Origin of the sequence: Caballeronia sp. GAFFF1 (genome assembly GCF_023630705.1) — a bacterium.
Lineage (GTDB): Bacteria > Pseudomonadota > Gammaproteobacteria > Burkholderiales > Burkholderiaceae > Caballeronia.
Genome location: NZ_JALQEM010000028.1, coordinates 255,006 through 271,348 on the forward strand (window position 1 = coordinate 255,006; position 16,343 = coordinate 271,348).

A 16,343-nucleotide genomic window follows, 5' to 3' on the forward strand; every position below is an offset into this window, starting at 1 on the left:
GGACGTGATGAAAGAATCCCCGAGTGAACTCGTCGCCATGCGCGACTTGCTGCGCGAGTTCGTGCGCGAACGCGACTGGCGCCGCTTCCATGCGCCGAAGAATCTCGCGGCGGCGCTGAGCGTGGAGGCGAGCGAGTTGCTGGAGCCTTTTACGTGGCTTCAGACGGGCGACAAGGCTGAACTCGACGACGCCAAGCTCCGCGCCATTCGTCACGAGATGGCTGACGTACTCGCTTATCTCGTGATGCTGGCCGACGCGCTCGATGTGGATCTGCATCAGGCGTTGCTGGAGAAGATGGCGCTCAATCGCGCGAAGTATCCGGCGCAGAAGGTGCGCGGCGACGCGCGCAAATACAGCGAATACGATGAATGACGAACACCTGAATGACGATTGCAGCGGGCACGATTAAGCTCGCATGATCCACTAACGACCGAGGATGCCGATGGATTTTTCGCTTTCGCCGGAGTTGACCGAATTGCAGGCGCGGGTGCGCGCGTTCATCGCCGATGAAATCGTGCCGATGGAGCGCGATCCGCGCTGCACGCCACACGGGCCGAACGAAGCGTTACGCGCCGAACTGATCGCGAAGGGCCGCAAGGCGGGCTTGCTGTCGAGCCATATCTCGCCGGAGTTCGGCGGGCTCGGGCTCGGTCATGTCGCGAAGGCGATTCTGTTCGAGGAGGCGGGCTATTCGCCGCTCGGCCCCGTCGCGCTGAATATCGCCGCGCCCGACGAGGGCAACATGCATTTGCTCGAAGCCATCGCGACGCCCGAGCAGAAGGAACGCTGGCTGCGTCCGCTCGCGGCGGGCGAGATTCGCTCATGCTTTTGCATGACCGAGCCGTCGCCCGGCGCCGGCGCGGACCCGGCGATGCTTCAAACCACCGCCACGCGCGACGGCGACGAGTACGTGATTCACGGCCGCAAGTGGTTCATCACGGGCGCGGAGGGCGCGGCAGTCGCGATCATCATGGCGAAGTTCGCGGACGGCCCGGCCACGATGTTTCTCGCGGACATGTCGAGTCCCGGCATCGTGATCGAACGGTCGATGGATTCGCTCGACACGTGCTTTCCCGGCGGCCACGGCGTCGTGCGTTTCGACGGCCTGCGCGTGCCGGCGTCGAACGTACTCGGCGAACCGGGCGAAGGCTTCCGTTATGCGCAGGTGCGTTTGTCGCCCGCGCGTCTCACGCACTGCATGCGCTGGCTCGGCGCGGCACGGCGCGCGCATGACGTCGCGAGCGACTATGCGCGCCAACGTCAGGCGTTCGGCAAGGCGCTAGGCGAGCACGAAGGCGTCGGCTTCATGCTGGCGGACAACGAGATGGACCTGCACGTCACGCGGCTCGCCATCTGGCATTGCGCGTGGGTGCTGGATCAGGGCGTGCTCGGCAAGCACGAGTCGAGCATCGCGAAGGTCGTGTCGTCGGAGGCGCTGTGGCGCGTCGTCGATCGTTGCGTGCAGGTGCTGGGCGGACAGGGTGTCACGCACGAGACGGTCGTCGCGCGAATCTTCGCGGACATGCGCGCGTTCCGAATCTACGACGGCCCGTCGGAAGTGCATCGCTGGAGCATCGCGCGCCGCATCTTGCGCGGCCCGAAGCCGGCTGCGTGAGCGCGATCGCGCGCGCCGTTTCAGTGCGTCGCGGGCGGCGCGTCGGCTCGTCGCTGCGCCACGATGCGGCCCGCGCGCATGGCATTGTCCGGATAGTTGATCCAGTCGTTCGGATCGTAGCCTGCAGCGACCCACGCGTGCAGGTCGTGACGGACCTGCGCGCGTGTCTTGGGCGCGGAAGGATTGTCGGCGAGCGGCTGCGCGAATGCAGACGCGGCCCAGCACGCAGCGAGCGCGCCGAGCATGATTCGGGAAGTAGCTTTCATGAGTCCCTCTTGCGCCGCTGATGACGGCTTACTCATTCTAGGACACAACGCCGCATGTCACCGGCGCGCGCTCAACGTGACAGTCCGATGACACTTGCAGTGAAACGATCGCTTCTATTCGCCTTCCGTCGATGAGGCGGCGCTTCGCAAAGCGCACGACTGGGGAAAGCCCGTGTTGCAATGCAGCATGTCATTGAGTATGCTGTCTTAAGCGGGCGCTCACGCCCCTCGTGTTAGTCATGGTGCCCTTGGCAGATTCCGCGTACGGGCAACGCAAAGAGAAGCGCCCGACATCAAGGGCGTTCGTCTAGGCGAGGCAGCAAGCCTTACGGACGTCAACTTGAAGGAGCCGCATGTATGGACTTGACCGGATCATCGAAGCCGACGCTGCATATCTTCCATCAGGAAGGCGGGTGGCATTGGGGCATCACCGTCGAGCGCGCGGCAGGCGGCGGCATGAAGGTGGTCGCCTATAGCGACGAAGGGTTCGATTCCGAAGACGAAGCCCGCGAGGACGGCGAACACGTGCTGCGCTCGGAAGACTGGCGTTCGCGTCAACGGTTCAGTCGCAGCGAGCGGCGCACCGGCTGCTCCTGAAATATCGGCGCGTCATTGGCTTCTTCCTCATCTTCCATCGAACGACAAGGCCTCACCGCCTAGCGTCCTAAGAAACGCTAGCTTGTGGCGGCAATCCACTGCCCCGCGTCTTATGCGGACGGCCTTTCGAGCGGCGGCGTGCCCTCGTGAAAGAACTTCCTCAGTTCCGTTCTCAGCTCCGGCGAATCCTCATGCTGATGCATGCTCACCGCATGTTGCACGGCGGCTTGCATCAATTCGTCTTCGGAGTCGGCGGCGAGTGCGATCGTGCAGTTGCTGTCGCTCGAGCACTCGCGGCAATCGATGTACATGCGTGTCATGGCGTCCTCCTGGCATGAAGGCGCTGACTTCAGTATAGGCGGTCGTTTCGGCTGCGATGACGATTTGCGCGCGCCTTTGCAGTCGCGTAACGTTCATGCTCATGAACGGTCCTTCGATTCCCGACGCAACGCTTGCAGCGTACCGCGCCGCCGTCTACCGGATACACGGCGAGCCGCCCATCGATATGATGATCGGCGCGAAGAACGCGTCCGTCGCCGCGCTGCTGGCCCGTCACGGCGTGGCGAGCGCAGTATTCGTGACTGCGTTCAATCCCTTTGGCTGCGAACTGAGCGCCGAGCAGAACGCCGCGAGACAGCGGACGCTTGAGGCGCAGATCGCGCAAGCCGGGTGGATAGCGCTATCCGGCGAAGGCATGGATCCGAACAACGTATGGAGCGCCGAAGCGAGTCTGTTCGTGCTCGGCGCGACCTTGCTCGACGCCGACGAGCTCATGCTTGCGTATGAGCAGAACGCCGTCGTGGTCGTGCGGGGTGATGGCTTGCCGCGATTACGCCTGCATCCGCGATACCGGTAACTCGATCAGCGCTTTCATGCCGCTCGACCTTGTGCAGAGCACGTGCGACGTCCGCCGTTCTGGCAGGCATGAACGGCCTCTTGTTCGCGCTCTCGCAAATCGCGCGATGGCTGATGCCGGGCGGGTCGCTCGCCCTTGACGCGATATTCGCGACCGAACGTAATATCTGCTGCTTTCCAAAAGGCGCGGTGTTGTCGCCTGCGGATGGCAGGGCTGCGGGTTGATACCAAAGACGACAAAGACACCGACCCGCATTGAACCGACGGGCTCGTCCCTCGGCTGTGCGTCGCTCAACGCCGACTGGGATGCATTCGGGCGATGCGTGTCCGTCAACGGACAGCGCTCGGCGAAGGTCGTGACCAGCGGACTCGCACGCCGACGCGGGGCTAATTGCCGCTATGCGGGCATGTTAGGCATGCGTTCCATCGGCAACGCGACGTCGGCCGGGGCAACGACCGATATCCGCCGCTCGCTCGAGGCATCTCCAACAGCGATTCCGGAAAGGGCACGCGGTGGCGGAGTCCGTGGCTGCGCAACTATCTAAGCACGAATGCGCCGCGCCACAATGCGCAGAGTAGTCCGGACTGCGAATGATGTCGTCATCGCGATGGCGACGGATGCGGCCGGCGCGCTGCTCACCAGAGACAATAACTCGGCGGCACGACAATGCAACGGGCGCTGCTGACCGGCACGTCGGCCTGATGATGCGGCTCGTCGGCGAGGTCGCGCCCTACGACCACGGGCCGGGCGCGAACCGCTTCTTGGAGCGCTTGTGCGAGCGTGTGGAGCGGGCAGCACGATTGCGTACTCGCCAAGGTCGCGCGAAGCAAACGCATATTACGGCATGCCGCTCACATTGTTCGCGTTGGCCGCCTGCATCTTCGCTTATGTCGGTCACGCGCTGAGTGTTGCAGGCAGGCACGTCAACGACATCCAGCTTCGCGAGCGCGCGGTAGCACCAACGCACCATGACCAGTTGCCTTGACGCGACTAAGCGCGGTTTAGCGATACATCCACGTTTAAGCCTGCGAAAGACTGCACGTGAGTGAACGGTAGCAGCGCGAGCGAATTCGGATTACTCCCATATTCCCCAATGCTGATCGAGGAAACACTCACGGGCTGTTCGCGGGTTGCCCTTAGCGTCTCCCGCGCCGTAAAAAAACGAAGCATCGAAGAATGAATAACGGGATTTACAAGCTGGTCTTCAGCCGCGTACGGCACATGATGGTGGCAGTTGCGGATTTCGCCACGGGGCAAGGCGCGCAAGGCGGCCGCGCAACGCATCCCGCGTCGGTTGCATCGATTCTAAACATGGGTCTGCGCCTTCCCATGCGTGCGGTGGCATTCGCCGCGATGCTCATGCTTGGTACCGCTGCCCCTCTTTCGCATGCGCAGATCGTCGCAGCACCCGGGTCCGCTGCGCAGGTCATCCAGACGCAGAATGGACTTCAGCAAGTCAACATCGCCAAGCCGTCTGCTGCCGGCGTCTCCCTCAACAAATATTCACAATTCGACGTGCCCGGAAAGGGCGCGATTCTCAATAACTCGCCCACGCTCGTCCAGACGCAGCAGGCGGGTTACATCAATGGCAACCCGAATCTCTCGCCGGGACAATCGGCGGGGATCATCGTCAACCAGGTGTTGAGCAATTCGCCTTCGCAACTGAACGGCTTTCTGGAAGTGGCCGGGCAGCGCGCGGAAGTCGTGGTTGCCAATCCGAATGGCCTGGTGGTGAACGGCGGCGGCTTCATTAACACATCACGCGCGATTCTGACGACCGGCACGCCGAACTTCGGCGCGAATGGCAACCGTTGCTAATACGCGCTATGTCTTGCGCCCCCGGCCCGAGTGTGTGCTTCGCAAGGTAAGCACAGTGGCCGCGTCGCGGCCAAGAACAAGAAGAACGAGAAAGACATAGTCAGCGCGCTGCGCGCGAACATGCACGGCCCCGCCCACCCGGTGCGTCTGCTGCGCTCGGGCTTCAGCCCTGCGGGCTTGCGCTCCGTGCTCGCAGCCGCCCCTCCCGTCGGCCCCAAGGGGCTCCCCAATGTGCGCCGCTGCGCGGCGAAATCAACGACGACGAAAAGGCGCGGTTTGGCATGCGGTGCAAGCGGAAAACCCGTCTTGCACCGCATGTCCGAGCGTCTCACAACCGATCGCCGTCAAGGACAAGCCCTTCGGGCGCTGCGCGGCCTTGACGGATTTGAGCGTTGCGGAGCATCCGCGAAATCCGGTAGCGGCATCCCGCAAATCCGGTAAGCCTGAAGCGTACCTCGCGCCCTAGGTCGCTGAAGGGGAACGGTGCGTGATGGGCGAAGTTGAGCGAACTTGCGATGCAGGCCAGATGTGCGCGAATGACGATAACCCGAAAAACATCCGCGAAATCCGTTATCCGCATCCTGCAAATCCGGTAGAGCATCCGCGAAATCCGGTTGCCAAGGGTTGCGCGAGCGTGATGGGTCGGAGCGCAGCAGCCGAGTTCCGCCGCGTTTGCCGTCGCGCTGCGCGCGCCGTCAAACACGGCGGTCATAAGATGCTTGGTTATCCAACATAAATTGACATGAACCGAAGGCGGCCTCTGGCAAACTTGCGCCTTCGGGCCAAAAGTCGCGTCGGGGCAGAAAGTTGCTGGCAAGCAGGGTCGTCGGAGAAAACCGGGTCGCAAGTCGTTGGCGCATCAGGAAAAAACCGTGCTCGCCAACGCAGCGCGCCTCGGGGTTGCCTGATCTTTATAACCGGCAGTTGCATCCGCGAGAAAAAACGCTTGCGAAGCAGTTGGCAGAGAAGAGCGGCGGGAAGTACACCGAGCAGCAAATCGAAGATCAGATGCGGCTAATGGGCGGATCGTTTGATGGCGGTCGTGAATCGGGCGCTGCTGCTACGCTGATTGGGCAGATGCCGAGCGATTCAGGTGCACAGTGGCAATACGCTGGCAAGACGGATGATGGAAAGCCGATCCTGACGCAGATCATGCCGCAGGCTAATGCGGAGCTGCAAAACTACATCGTGGCGAGCGCTGGATCTGTGCCCGCCGGTGACGTGCCGAACATTGTGTATGACCCGATCGGCAAGAAGGGATTCAGTGTCGATTTAACGGGACCGTTCACGAAGCTTGATAAGTCGGACGCGGATTACATGCGTAATACGGTTGCAGACGTTTCGTCGGCAGTGTTTACGAACGCGGGGCGCATCGGTGCCGCGGCAGGAACCGCCGCGTGTTGCCGACACCCTATGCGCCGGTTTATGAGGCAATCGCCTTTGGATCGACCATCACGGGCCGGGCTGCAGATTTCGTTGGTCAAATGGCGAAACCCGATCCGGGGGTTTATGTGGCTGGCGGTATTGTAGACCTAACCCTTGGAGGCGTGGCAAACAAGTACCCGCTAGCAGGAACCGCGGTAGCCGGATCAAGAACACTACTACTTTCAACGACGTCAGCAGGAAGCTCAACAGTGGAGCGCAGAACAGAAAATGATGTTCATCCGAGATGGAAACTTTGCCCCATGGTTTCGCATTCTGTTGTGGGCGGCGGGCATAGCAGTTGCCGCCGGCTCATACTTCCTCCTATCTGGACTGGCAATGTTCGCGGGTGCTGTCGTTGGGATGCTTATTCTGGCAACAGGAACGTACGCAGAGCGCGCTAACATGCTGCACTTAAAACCCTTCGACAACAGCTATAAGAAAGCCCGCAAGAGTTACGAAGAGAAGGACGACGAATAAATATTAGAGGGGAAAGCGATGAAAATGCAGTTCATGAAGGACGGAAACTTCGCGGGGTGCGGGCGGACTGGTTTGCTTGTTGTCGGGCTTCAAATTATGTATGTTGCGCACAAGTATGTACCGCCTCCGCCATTTTGAAGGTTTCTGCTGTTACTTAGGCTGGGAATCGCTGCTGTTGGCAGGTATGCAAGCAGAGCGGACATGTTGAGGATCAAGCCTTTCGACAAGAGTTACAAAAAGGCGCGTAAGAGCTACCAAGAGAAGGACGACGAGTAAGACAAGTGCTGAAAGAGAAAACCCAGCCAGCGCCGGGTTTATTGTGTTTGGAGTCGTTCAAGCGGGCTTGATCACGACGAAGCCACCGGCCGGCGAGCCTGATCTATGGATCGAGCGGTCGCGGTGTCTTGTGCGGCCGCAGTGATAAGGCCGTTGGAGTTTGACCTTCCGAATCGCATCGCAAGTCGAGCGGCTGTCTTTTTATCGAAATTTAGAAGCAACTTCATGATGCATAGAATGAGGCTCGTGGCTCTGCCGCTCACAGCCCTGATGTCGCTCGCAGTTCACGCGCAACAAGCGCCACGGCCCGCCGACGAAGCCGCCGCTGCGCGCGCCAACGCGATCCAGGATCAGCAAATCCAGCAGCAACGGGAGGCACAGCAACGCGAGTCGGTCGTCCAAGCGCCGACGGTGCGCTCAACCGTACCGGACGATCACGGCTTCCCGGTGCTGCCATCGGGGACGCCCTGCTTTCGCATCGACACGTTCACGCTAGAGGTACCGGCAACGCTTCCCGATGCCGTGCGAAGCAAAGGTGAATCCTCCCTGCCGCTCGACCCATTTGCCTTCGCACGGGAATGGCTGGGCCACTACAAGGGGCAGTGCGTCGGCAAGGAAGGCGTGAACGTGCTGACCAAGGGTTTGCAACAGGCGATTCTCAGTCGCGGCTACATCACGACGCGCGTGCTGCTGCCTGAGCAGGACGTATCGAGCGGCGTGTTGAAGTTCGCGCTGGTGCCGGGTGTCATCCACGATGTGCGATTCGCTGAACCGTTGTCATGGGGCACATGGAAGACCGCATTCCCGACACACCCCGGCGACATCCTCGACCTGCGCGACCTCGAACAGGGCGTCGAGCAGATGAAGCGCGTGGCATCGCAAGACGTCGACATGAAGATCGAGCCGACCAACGTGCCGGGCGAAAGCGACGTCGTGCTTACGCTCAAGCGGGCGAAACCGTGGTCGCTCGTCGCATCGGTCGACAACTCGGGTAGCCGTGCAACCGGCAGGCTTCAAGGCGATCTAAGTCTCGGCATCGACAACCCGCTCGGACTGAACGATATCTTCACGATCGGCGCAAATCAGGATCTTGAGTTTGGCGACAAGGGCCTCGGCTCACACGGTTTCAACGGCTCGTATTCCATCCCGTGGGGCTACTGGACCGCAACGCTCTTCGGTAACACGAACACGTACTATCAGCAGATCGCAGGCGTGAACCAGACCTTCGTGTCGAGCGGCAACGCGCAAAGTGCGGGATTCAAGCTGGCACGCGTGCTGCACCGCGGTCAGAACGATGTATTCGGCGGTTATGCGCAGTTGTCGAAGCGTTTCGGCGCAAGTTTCATCGACGACACCGAGATCGTGCTCCAGCACCGCAATAACACGTTCCTCGAAACGGGGCTGACCGATCGCCATTATGTCGGCGGGGCGCAGTTCGACGGCACGCTGGCATATCGGCAGGGCATTAACGATTTCGGCGCAACAGGGGACCCCTCGCTGCCGCCCGACCCCAACATCGCACCGACGCCCGCGACGAAGCCTGCGGGTCCGACCTACCTGTTTCACATGGCCGTGCTCGATGCGAACCTGTCGGTGCCGTTCGCGATCGCATCTCAACCGCTTCGATACGTGTCAACCTTCCACGGTCAATACACGAACGACACGCTGTTCTATATCGACGATCTGACCATCGGCAGCCGATACACCGTGCGCGGCTTCGACGGCGAGCAGATGCTGGCCGGCGAGAAGGGTTTCTATTGGCGCAACGAACTGCAAGCGCCGGTTGGCAAGAGCGGCCAGACGGTGTATGCGGGCATCGACTACGGTCACGTCTTCGGACCGAACACGGCCTTTCTCGCAGGGACGCAACTCGTCGGCGCGGTGATCGGCATTCGCGGTGGCGTGCCGTCAAAGTACGCCGGCTTCAGCTACGACCTATTCGCCGGCACGCCGCTCTACAAACCGGCTACATTGGATACGTCACGCGTGACCGTCGGTTTCCAGATGACTGCGCAGTTCTGATATCCGGCGATTACATGCTCAAGGCGCTGAACCTCGATCCGTAGAACATCGAGAAGCCTCTGGGCGATGGCCTCTACGAAGAGCGACTCGTGCGCAACCAGATCACGCAACTGACCGAGTTGCGTATATCTGCGAGGCTATACGAACAACGAGGACGAATATCGCGCGTTGATGAACGACGGCGTGAACTTCGCGCACGAATTCAATCTCGTGCCCGACATGGCGCTGACGGCCGGGCGAATGAATTCGCTCACGAGCGACATCGTTTGGCGGGTGAATCAGACGGTGACTCTCTTCGACGCTTACGCAATCCCTAAGCGCTGCATGGCGCCGGTGGCACGGCATGGCGCGACGTTGATATCGGGCGCGTTCACCGGACTGCTGAACCGCTATCGCTTACGGTCCGCGAACGGGCACGAGTGGCAAGCGCAAGGCCGCAAGATCAGCGAGGGAAGCAGAGCGAACAGAGAACCGCACCCGCGCAAGCTCTTTGCGGCTACCCGGGGCGCTTGATACGATTCACGAGACGTGTTTTCAAGCTGGGCTTTGTATGAGGAATGCGGATAGGGGCGAGACGCCCCCCTCTGACTGAGGCCGGCTTCGGTGCATATTCAGTCATCTCTTCAAAACGGCGAACCAAATAAACACCTCTTGAGCGCAAATGACAGCGCCGTTCACACCCTTGACGACCGAAGCGCCCGCCGACGTCCGCGTGTGGCTCGTCGACATCGCCCTCAGCGCGCTGTTGCCGAAGGCAGGCGAGGGCATCTTGCCCGCCGACGAGCTCCAACGCGCGGGCCGCTTCATGCGACATGAAGATGCCGCCCGCTTTGCCACGATGCGCGCCGCGCTGCGCCGCCTGCTCGCCGCGCAACTCGGTGCGTCGCCCGCGAGTCTCCCGCTTGTTTCTGACTCAAACGGCCGCCCCACGCTCGCCATGCCCGACGCGCCCGATTTCAACGTCGCGCATTCGGGCGCGCATGGATTGATCGCAATGTCGTTCGAGCGGCGCGTGGGCGTCGACATCGAAGAGGCGCGGCATTCCTTCGACTGGCGGGAACTGCAATCGACCGTTCTGCATGCTGCGGACCAGCGTGTCATCGACGCGCTGCCGCAAGCCGGTCAGCCCGACGCATTTCTCGCATGCTGGACCGCAAAAGAGGCAGTGCTGAAGGCGCATGGCGTGGGCATCGGCAGCCAGGCGCTGGCGATGCACGGCTTTTCGGTCTTGCCGCGCGATGGCGCGCGCTATTCGCTGTCCGATCAAGCAGGCGCGTATCGCGCAGTGTCGCTCGCCGCGCCTCGCGGCTATGCGGCCGCGCTCGCGTGGTCGGCCGAGTGAACGTCAGACCGTTTGATTCCGCATCAGATCGCGATGCGTGAGATACAGACGCAAATCGAACTCGATCTGATGGTAGCCCGGCTGCATGAGCTCACAGAGGCGATAGAACGCCTTGTTGTGGTCGCTCTCCTTGAGATGCGCGAGTTCGTGCACGACGATCATCCGCAGGAATTCGGGCGCCGTGTCCCTGAACAACGACGCGATGCGGATTTCCTTCTTCGCCTTGAGCTTGCCGCCTTGCACGCGAGAGATGGCGGTATGCAGGCCCAGCGCGTGCCGTAACACATCGAGCTTGCTGTCATAACAGACCTTGTCGATGGCCGGCGCCACACGCAGAAATTCGTTCTTCAGATCGGCGCAGTACTGATACAGCGCGCGGTCCGACTGGATGGCATGCTTCGAAGGATAACGTGCGTCGAGATACGGCCCGAGCTGCTGCTGGGCAATGAGTCGGCGCACCTTCTCCTGAAGCGTGCTCGGGTAGGCGCTCAGGTATTTCAGGTGTTGCATGACGGCTGACGAGAAAGAGGGCCTTGGCGGATTACGTCGACGCGCGCGGCTAGTCGCGCAACGGTGCCATCAATCATTTTAGTCATAGACGCGCGAGCTCGCCGCCGCCGCGCGCGAATGGTGCCCCAGCGCACGCAATTGCGTAAGTTTGTGTATCGCGTCGCACACTGAAGCATGCGCCGTGCGAATATGCGCGCTTTCTTAAGCAAGCGGTTCAAGGCAGGTTCACATGGCATCGAGCAAGGCCCATCATGCGACGGGATGGGCGGCGGGAATCATCGCGGCGGCGCTGGTCACGAAGGCGGCAGGCGTCGACTATCTGTCCTGTACGCTGGCCGTGTTGGGCGGCGTGATCGGGGCGACCGCGCCAGACTGGCTCGAAGTGGCGTGGTGGACCCGCAAGCGCAAGCTGTGGATCACGCATCGCACGCTCACGCATTGGGGCGTGGGCTGGGCCGCGCTTCTGGCGTTGTCATGGCATCTGCTCGGGAAACACCCCGCCGTGCCGTTCGCATTCGGCTTCGCGTGCGGCGGCATCATGCATTTGCTCGCGGACTGGCCGAACCCTTTGGGCGTCCCCTGGATCGGTGGACGCCATTCGTTGAGATTGTGGACGAGCGGGCATTGCGACCTGCTCGTCGTCGGCGCTGCGTGGATTGCGGCACTTTATGTCGCCGACGGTGTCTGGTTTCATCATGCGTATGGCCGCATGCTGCTCAACGTATTGCGCGTCTGATCGCAATAGAATCCTGCCAGTTCTCACTACGCTACCGGACCTCGACCCATGCATATGAATCAAGCGCGAAACCGCATTTTCCTCGTCCTCTTGGTGTTGACCACGCTCATTCTCGGCGGATGCGCGGGCTTCATGAACCGCGATGCGTTGCGCGTCAGCGTGGCGGGCATCGAGCCGCTCGAAGGGCAGGGGCTGGAAATGCGCTTCGCCGTCAAGCTGCGCGTGCAGAATCCAAACGATACGCCGATCGACTTCGACGGCGTCGCGCTCGATCTCGACATGAACGGCCGCGCTTTCGCGAGCGGCGTGAGTCCGCAGCGCGGATCCGTGCCGCGTTTCGGCGAACTGGTGGTGTCGGTGCCGGTGACGGTGTCGGCGTGGTCGGTCGCGCGGCAGGCGTTGGGCTTTGCGAGCGGCAACGAGGTGACCAAGGTGTCGTACGTGGCGCGCGGCCGTCTCGCAGGCGGGCCGTTCGGCGGCGCGCGCTTCTCCGATCAGGGCACGATCGACTTCCCGACCGGAAGCGGCGCGTTCGGCTATTGATTCGTCGCTACGCATGAACGAGCGCTCGCAGGCGCTCGTTCGAATCAACAGAGCGTCGATCTACGCGCCTTAGTGCGTGACGTGCAGGCCGTTTGCCCCGTCGTGGCGGAATTCGACGTGCGCGTTGCCCGGCGCAGCGTCGTGACGGGCGATCTCTTCCTGGCGCTTGTGTTCTTCACGCGCCGCGCGCGCTTCGCGTTCGTTGCGGGCATCGCGCTCGCGTGCTTCATCGACGCGCTCGCGATGCTCCTTGCGCTCGAGTTGCAGATGGCGCTCGGCTTCGTGCGACTTGGCGAATGCACCCGCCGACAGGCAGGCGATGAGAGCAGCAGCAAACAGCTTTTTCATGTCGAACTTCCTTACTGTGAACATGCAGACCGGATGATCTGCCATGCCCAACCAACGTTCCCGTTCGTCACGCGTTGACGCCTGTTGCTTTGGTGTAAGGACATTCAACAATGTTTCGCAGATCGGCGCTAAGTCGAAGCGGCCTATGTAAGCAATGCATCCTTAACGGCGCATGAAGTAAGGGATGCGAAGCAATGAAAGGAGCACTGCATATCACACCGCGCGTATTCGGAAACTTTGGCCGATGCATGCTAGATATCGTGCGCGAAATTGCGGGTCCTCGTCTTTACATTTCGTAATCGCAAGCCTTTAATCAACGAGCGGACGAACCCGTCCGTCATCGCAATCCGCTTGCTCTCCGATGTGTCGCGTCGGTCGCGCGCGAAGCGGAATTCTTGCGCTTTCACGTTCCAGATGGCAGGTCGGGCACGTCGCGGCGCGCTTCTCATGCAGCGAGGTCATCCATGATCAACTTCCCGGTCGACGCAATCGACACGCTCAAATCCGCCGTGCGCGGCAAAGTCATTTCGCCCACCGACTCCGACTACGACGAAGCACGCAAGGTGTGGAACGCAACGATCGACAGGCGCCCGGCGCTCATCGTGCGTTGCGCTGGAACGGCCGACGTGATCGCGGCGCTCGGCTTCGCGCGCGAACACGGCGTGCTGCTCTCGATACGCGGCGGCGCCCACAATATCGCGGGTAGTGCGGTGAGCGACGATGCACTCATGATCGACCTGTCTGCCATGAAGTCGGTACGTATCGATCCGCAAGCGAAACGCGCCTATGTCGAACCGGGCGCGCTGCTTTCCGACTTCGATCACGAAGCACAGGCCTTCGGTCTGGCGACGCCGCTCGGCATCAACTCGACGACGGGTGTGGCGGGCCTCACGTTAGGCGGCGGCTTCGGATGGATCAGCCGCAAATATGGCGTGACGGTGGATAACCTCGTCGCCGCGGACATCGTGACGGCAGACGGCAAGTGGCGCCGCGTCAGCGCGGAATCCGAGCCGGAGCTTTTCTGGGCGCTGCGCGGCGGCGGAGGCAACTTTGGCATCGTGACGATGTTCGAATTCCGACTGCACGAAGTCGGGCCGCAGATCTATGGCGGGCTCGTCGTGTATCCGCTCGAACAGGCGGATCAGGTCTTGCCGATGTATCGCGCGTTCATTGCCGACGCGCCCGACGACCTGACGGTATGGGCGGTCCTGCGCCTTGCGCCGCCGCTACCGTTTCTGCCGGCCCACGTGCATGGCAAGCCGGTCATTGCGTTGGCGTGCTGCTATATCGGTGATACCGGGCGCGGTCCCGAGGCGTTGCAGGCCGTGCGTGAATTCGGCACGCCGTACGGCGAGCACCTCGGCCCGATGCCTTTTACCGCATGGCAGAAGGCGTTCGATCCGTTGCTGACACCCGGCGCGCGCAATTACTGGAAGTCTCACAACTTTGCCGCGCTCAACGACGAGACGTTGCGCATTCTCACGGACGCAGTGAGGGCGTTGCCGTCGCCGCATTGCGAGATCTTCATCGGCGCGATGGCCGGCCAGACGAACCGCGTTCCCTCGAATGCGACCGCGTACGCGAATCGCGATTCCGTTTTCACCATCAACATACATGGTCGCTGGACAGAAGCGGCGGACGACGGCACCTGCACGCAATGGGCGCGCGACATGTTCGCCGCGCTGACGCCTCATGCGCTGGGCAGCGTCTACGTGAACTTCCTGACGGGCGACGAGGGTGATCGCGTGAAAGCGGCCTATGGACCGAACTACGAGCGGCTCGCAGAAGTGAAGCGCCGTTACGACCCGGAGAACGTGTTCCGCAGTAATCAGAACATCCAGCCTGCTTAAAGGTTGCGCGGTCGACGCGCGCCGCGCGGGCAAGTGGCGCGCGTCGCTCAACCACGTTCATCGACGTTCTAGGTAGCGCTGCCCGCTCAGGGCGCCGTTGCCGCTGTCGTCATAAATCAGCAGGCGTGTTTCGCTGCTCAAGCAGGCTTGCAACACGGCGAGAAATCTTGCGTCCACGGCAAGACGCAATCGATTGAAGCGATGCTGTAGCCTGGCCTGTTCGAGATACGCGGCAATGGCTTGGGCGAACGTCTCGCGGTCTTTATCGCTCGCGGTGCTTCGCGTCGGAGCGGTATTCCTGATGTCCTTCACTTGCTGAAGATCGACCTTGAGTCCGCGCGTTTCGAAGATGCGGGCGCGATGCTCGTCGGCGGCAAGAACCCACGTGATGGCGGTCATGATGCTTCCTCCTGTTCGCCCGGCTTCGAGCGACGCTCGCGCCATTGTGCGCCGATTCGCGACGCTCAACAGCCCGGCGTGCTGCGGCGTTGCAGCATGGAACCGGTCTACGCGAAGCGTTCATGCAGTGCGAAAGCGTTCTCCAGACCATGCGGCGTGTGGCCGCCGCGTGCTTGTGCGTCGCGGTAATAGTCGCGCAAGAAATCGCGATACAGCGGGTGCGCGCACTTCTCGATCACCGTCAGCGCACGTTCACGAGGCGCAAGGCCGGTCAGGTTCGCCAGTCCGCGCTCGGTCACGATGACGTTCACATCGTGCTCGTTGTGATCGCAATGCGGCACCATCGGAACGATGCTCGAAATGCAGCCGTCCTTCGCAATCGATTTCGTCGCGAAGGTATTCACTGGCGTTTTCATAGTCGCGTGTCATTGCGCGATTACTCAGGATGTGGTTCTTTGTGCTTTGTCTAATTGCCTGCCGGTGCAATTGCCGGCAATGACTCCGCTCACGTTCTCACGTTTCGCTCCACATGCGCAGCAGGTTGTGATAGCAGCCGACGAGGGAGCGCTTCGCCGCTTCGTCGCCATTCGTCGCATTGAGACGCTGTATCGAGTTGTCGAGATCGAAAAGCAGCGCGCGTTGCGCGTCGTCGCGTACGAGGCTCTGCGCCCAAAAGAAGCTGGACACGCGCGCGCCGCGCGTGACGGGACGCACCTGATGCAGGCTCGTTGCCGGATACACGATGGCGTGCCCCGCGGGGAGCTTCACTTCCTGCACGCCGTACGTGTCTTCGATGACGAGTTCGCCACCGTCGTAATCCTCGGGGCGCGAAAGAAAGAGGGTGATCGATACATCCGTACGGACACGAGCCCCATGGCCCGGCACGATGCGAATGGCGCCGTCGACGTGACTGCCGAAATGCATGCCGCCTTCATAGCGATTGAAAAGCGGCGGATACACGCGGTTGGGCAGCACCGCGCTGATGAAAAGCGGATGACGTTCGAGCGCCCCGACGATCACATCGCCCATTTCGCGGGCAATGGCGGAGCCTTCGGCGATCTGCTGATTGCGTTTGACGGGCGCGCCTTGATAACCCGCCGTGGCGCGGCCGTCGACCCACGAGTCGGTGTCGGCTTCGAGGCGCGAGCGCATGACGGCGGCGTCTTCGGCGCTCAGGACGCCCGGTATCGAGAGAATCATGGCAAGGCTCGGTGAGGTCGCTGCGCGCGCCAACGTGAGGTGACGCGCGCTTCAGGTCAAAG

General features: G+C 61.7%; 18 protein-coding genes and 3 pseudogenes. 13 read left to right on the forward strand and 8 right to left on the reverse strand.

The genetic code is table 11. The annotated features are described in order from the left end of the window. Positions 1-7: 7 nt before the first annotated feature. Together NCR37_RS14820 and NCR37_RS14825 are read left to right on the forward strand one after the other, a co-directional pair. Entirely contained in the window at positions 8-373 is a 366-nt protein-coding gene (locus NCR37_RS14820) for a nucleotide pyrophosphohydrolase (RefSeq protein ID WP_250473630.1), read from the forward strand. A gap of 70 nt (positions 374-443) precedes the next feature. Then, positions 444-1,616, forward strand: a complete 1,173-nt coding sequence (locus tag NCR37_RS14825) for an acyl-CoA dehydrogenase family protein (protein WP_250473631.1) — start codon at positions 444-446, stop codon at positions 1,614-1,616. Between the two features lie 20 nt (positions 1,617-1,636). On the opposite strand, the gene NCR37_RS14830 is transcribed toward NCR37_RS14825, so the two are convergent. Then, positions 1,637-1,882 carry a DUF4148 domain-containing protein gene (locus NCR37_RS14830; protein WP_250473632.1) on the reverse strand — a complete coding sequence of 82 codons (246 nt, stop codon included), beginning with the start codon at positions 1,880-1,882 and terminating at the stop codon, positions 1,637-1,639. 357 nt (positions 1,883-2,239) lie between these two features. On the opposite strand from NCR37_RS14830, the gene NCR37_RS14835 reads away from it, so the two are divergent. Next, a complete protein-coding gene (locus NCR37_RS14835; RefSeq protein WP_248322559.1) occupies positions 2,240-2,479 on the forward strand; it encodes a hypothetical protein in 240 nt (79 codons plus the stop codon). A 110-nt stretch (positions 2,480-2,589) separates the two neighbouring features. Here NCR37_RS14835 and NCR37_RS14840 read toward each other — a convergent pair whose 3' ends face one another. Then, entirely contained in the window at positions 2,590-2,799 is a 210-nt protein-coding gene (locus NCR37_RS14840) for a DUF1059 domain-containing protein (protein ID WP_175941243.1), read from the reverse strand. Between the two features lie 101 nt (positions 2,800-2,900). Here NCR37_RS14840 and NCR37_RS14845 point away from each other — a divergent pair, with 101 nt between their 5' ends. Continuing rightward, complete coding sequence (locus NCR37_RS14845) at positions 2,901-3,335, forward strand: DUF3293 domain-containing protein (RefSeq protein WP_250473633.1); 435 nt, start codon at positions 2,901-2,903, stop codon at positions 3,333-3,335. A gap of 1,176 nt (positions 3,336-4,511) precedes the next feature. Next, positions 4,512-5,144 (forward strand): annotated as a pseudogene (locus NCR37_RS14850) (two-partner secretion domain-containing protein); the annotation flags it as partial. A gap of 337 nt (positions 5,145-5,481) precedes the next feature. Here NCR37_RS14850 and NCR37_RS14855 read toward each other — a convergent pair. Continuing rightward, entirely contained in the window at positions 5,482-5,865 is a 384-nt protein-coding gene (locus tag NCR37_RS14855) for a hypothetical protein (protein WP_250473634.1), read from the reverse strand. 188 nt (positions 5,866-6,053) lie between these two features. Here NCR37_RS14855 and NCR37_RS14860 point away from each other — a divergent pair, with 188 nt between their 5' ends. The 5 genes and pseudogenes from NCR37_RS14860 (at position 6,054) to NCR37_RS14880 (ending at position 10,695) form a co-directional block, all read left to right on the forward strand. Next, positions 6,054-6,683 (forward strand): hypothetical protein, encoded by a 630-nt coding sequence (locus NCR37_RS14860; protein WP_250473635.1) that lies wholly within the window; start codon positions 6,054-6,056, stop codon positions 6,681-6,683. Between the two features lie 123 nt (positions 6,684-6,806). Continuing rightward, positions 6,807-7,055 (forward strand): hypothetical protein, encoded by a 249-nt coding sequence (locus NCR37_RS14865; protein WP_250473636.1) that lies wholly within the window; start codon positions 6,807-6,809, stop codon positions 7,053-7,055. 501 nt (positions 7,056-7,556) lie between these two features. Further along, positions 7,557-9,353, forward strand: a complete 1,797-nt coding sequence (locus tag NCR37_RS14870) for a ShlB/FhaC/HecB family hemolysin secretion/activation protein (protein ID WP_250473637.1) — start codon at positions 7,557-7,559, stop codon at positions 9,351-9,353. After that, positions 9,353-9,689: pseudogene (locus tag NCR37_RS28710) on the forward strand (hypothetical protein); the annotation flags it as partial. The gene NCR37_RS14870 and the pseudogene NCR37_RS28710, both read left to right, overlap by 1 nt. A 325-nt stretch (positions 9,690-10,014) precedes the next feature. Next, on the forward strand, positions 10,015-10,695 hold the full coding sequence (locus NCR37_RS14880) for a 4'-phosphopantetheinyl transferase family protein (protein ID WP_250473639.1): 681 nt from the start codon (positions 10,015-10,017) through the stop codon (positions 10,693-10,695). Between the two features lie 3 nt (positions 10,696-10,698). Here the strand turns inward: NCR37_RS14880 and NCR37_RS14885 are convergent, their stop codons facing one another. Beyond that, positions 10,699-11,205 carry a M48 metallopeptidase family protein gene (locus tag NCR37_RS14885; protein ID WP_250473640.1) on the reverse strand — a complete coding sequence of 169 codons (507 nt, stop codon included), beginning with the start codon at positions 11,203-11,205 and terminating at the stop codon, positions 10,699-10,701. A 229-nt stretch (positions 11,206-11,434) separates the two neighbouring features. Here NCR37_RS14885 and NCR37_RS14890 point away from each other — a divergent pair, with 229 nt between their 5' ends. After that, positions 11,435-11,941: a metal-dependent hydrolase gene (locus NCR37_RS14890; RefSeq protein ID WP_250473641.1), complete on the forward strand. Its 507-nt coding sequence runs from the start codon at positions 11,435-11,437 to the stop codon at positions 11,939-11,941. A gap of 48 nt (positions 11,942-11,989) precedes the next feature. Continuing rightward, the gene (locus tag NCR37_RS14895; RefSeq protein WP_502800529.1) at positions 11,990-12,484 is read left to right on the forward strand and encodes an LEA/WHy family protein; all 495 of its coding nucleotides are present in this window, start codon (positions 11,990-11,992) and stop codon (positions 12,482-12,484) included. A gap of 69 nt (positions 12,485-12,553) precedes the next feature. On the opposite strand, the gene NCR37_RS14900 is transcribed toward NCR37_RS14895, so the two are convergent. Beyond that, entirely contained in the window at positions 12,554-12,832 is a 279-nt protein-coding gene (locus NCR37_RS14900) for a hypothetical protein (protein ID WP_250473642.1), read from the reverse strand. Positions 12,833-13,296: 464 nt separating this feature from the next. Here NCR37_RS14900 and NCR37_RS14905 point away from each other — a divergent pair, with 464 nt between their 5' ends. Next, entirely contained in the window at positions 13,297-14,682 is a 1,386-nt protein-coding gene (locus tag NCR37_RS14905) for an FAD-binding oxidoreductase (protein WP_250473643.1), read from the forward strand. 57 nt (positions 14,683-14,739) lie between these two features. Here NCR37_RS14905 and NCR37_RS14910 read toward each other — a convergent pair whose 3' ends face one another. The 3 genes and pseudogenes from NCR37_RS14910 to NCR37_RS14920 all read right to left on the reverse strand — a co-directional run bounded on the left by NCR37_RS14910 (position 14,740) and on the right by NCR37_RS14920 (position 16,281). Continuing rightward, positions 14,740-15,081 (reverse strand): host attachment protein, encoded by a 342-nt coding sequence (locus NCR37_RS14910; RefSeq protein WP_250473644.1) that lies wholly within the window; start codon positions 15,079-15,081, stop codon positions 14,740-14,742. A gap of 107 nt (positions 15,082-15,188) precedes the next feature. Then, positions 15,189-15,476 (reverse strand): annotated as a pseudogene (locus NCR37_RS14915) (acetyl-CoA hydrolase/transferase C-terminal domain-containing protein); the annotation flags it as partial. A gap of 118 nt (positions 15,477-15,594) precedes the next feature. Continuing rightward, positions 15,595-16,281 carry a Fe2+-dependent dioxygenase gene (locus NCR37_RS14920; protein WP_250473645.1) on the reverse strand — a complete coding sequence of 229 codons (687 nt, stop codon included), beginning with the start codon at positions 16,279-16,281 and terminating at the stop codon, positions 15,595-15,597. Between the last annotated feature and the right edge of the window lie 62 nt (positions 16,282-16,343).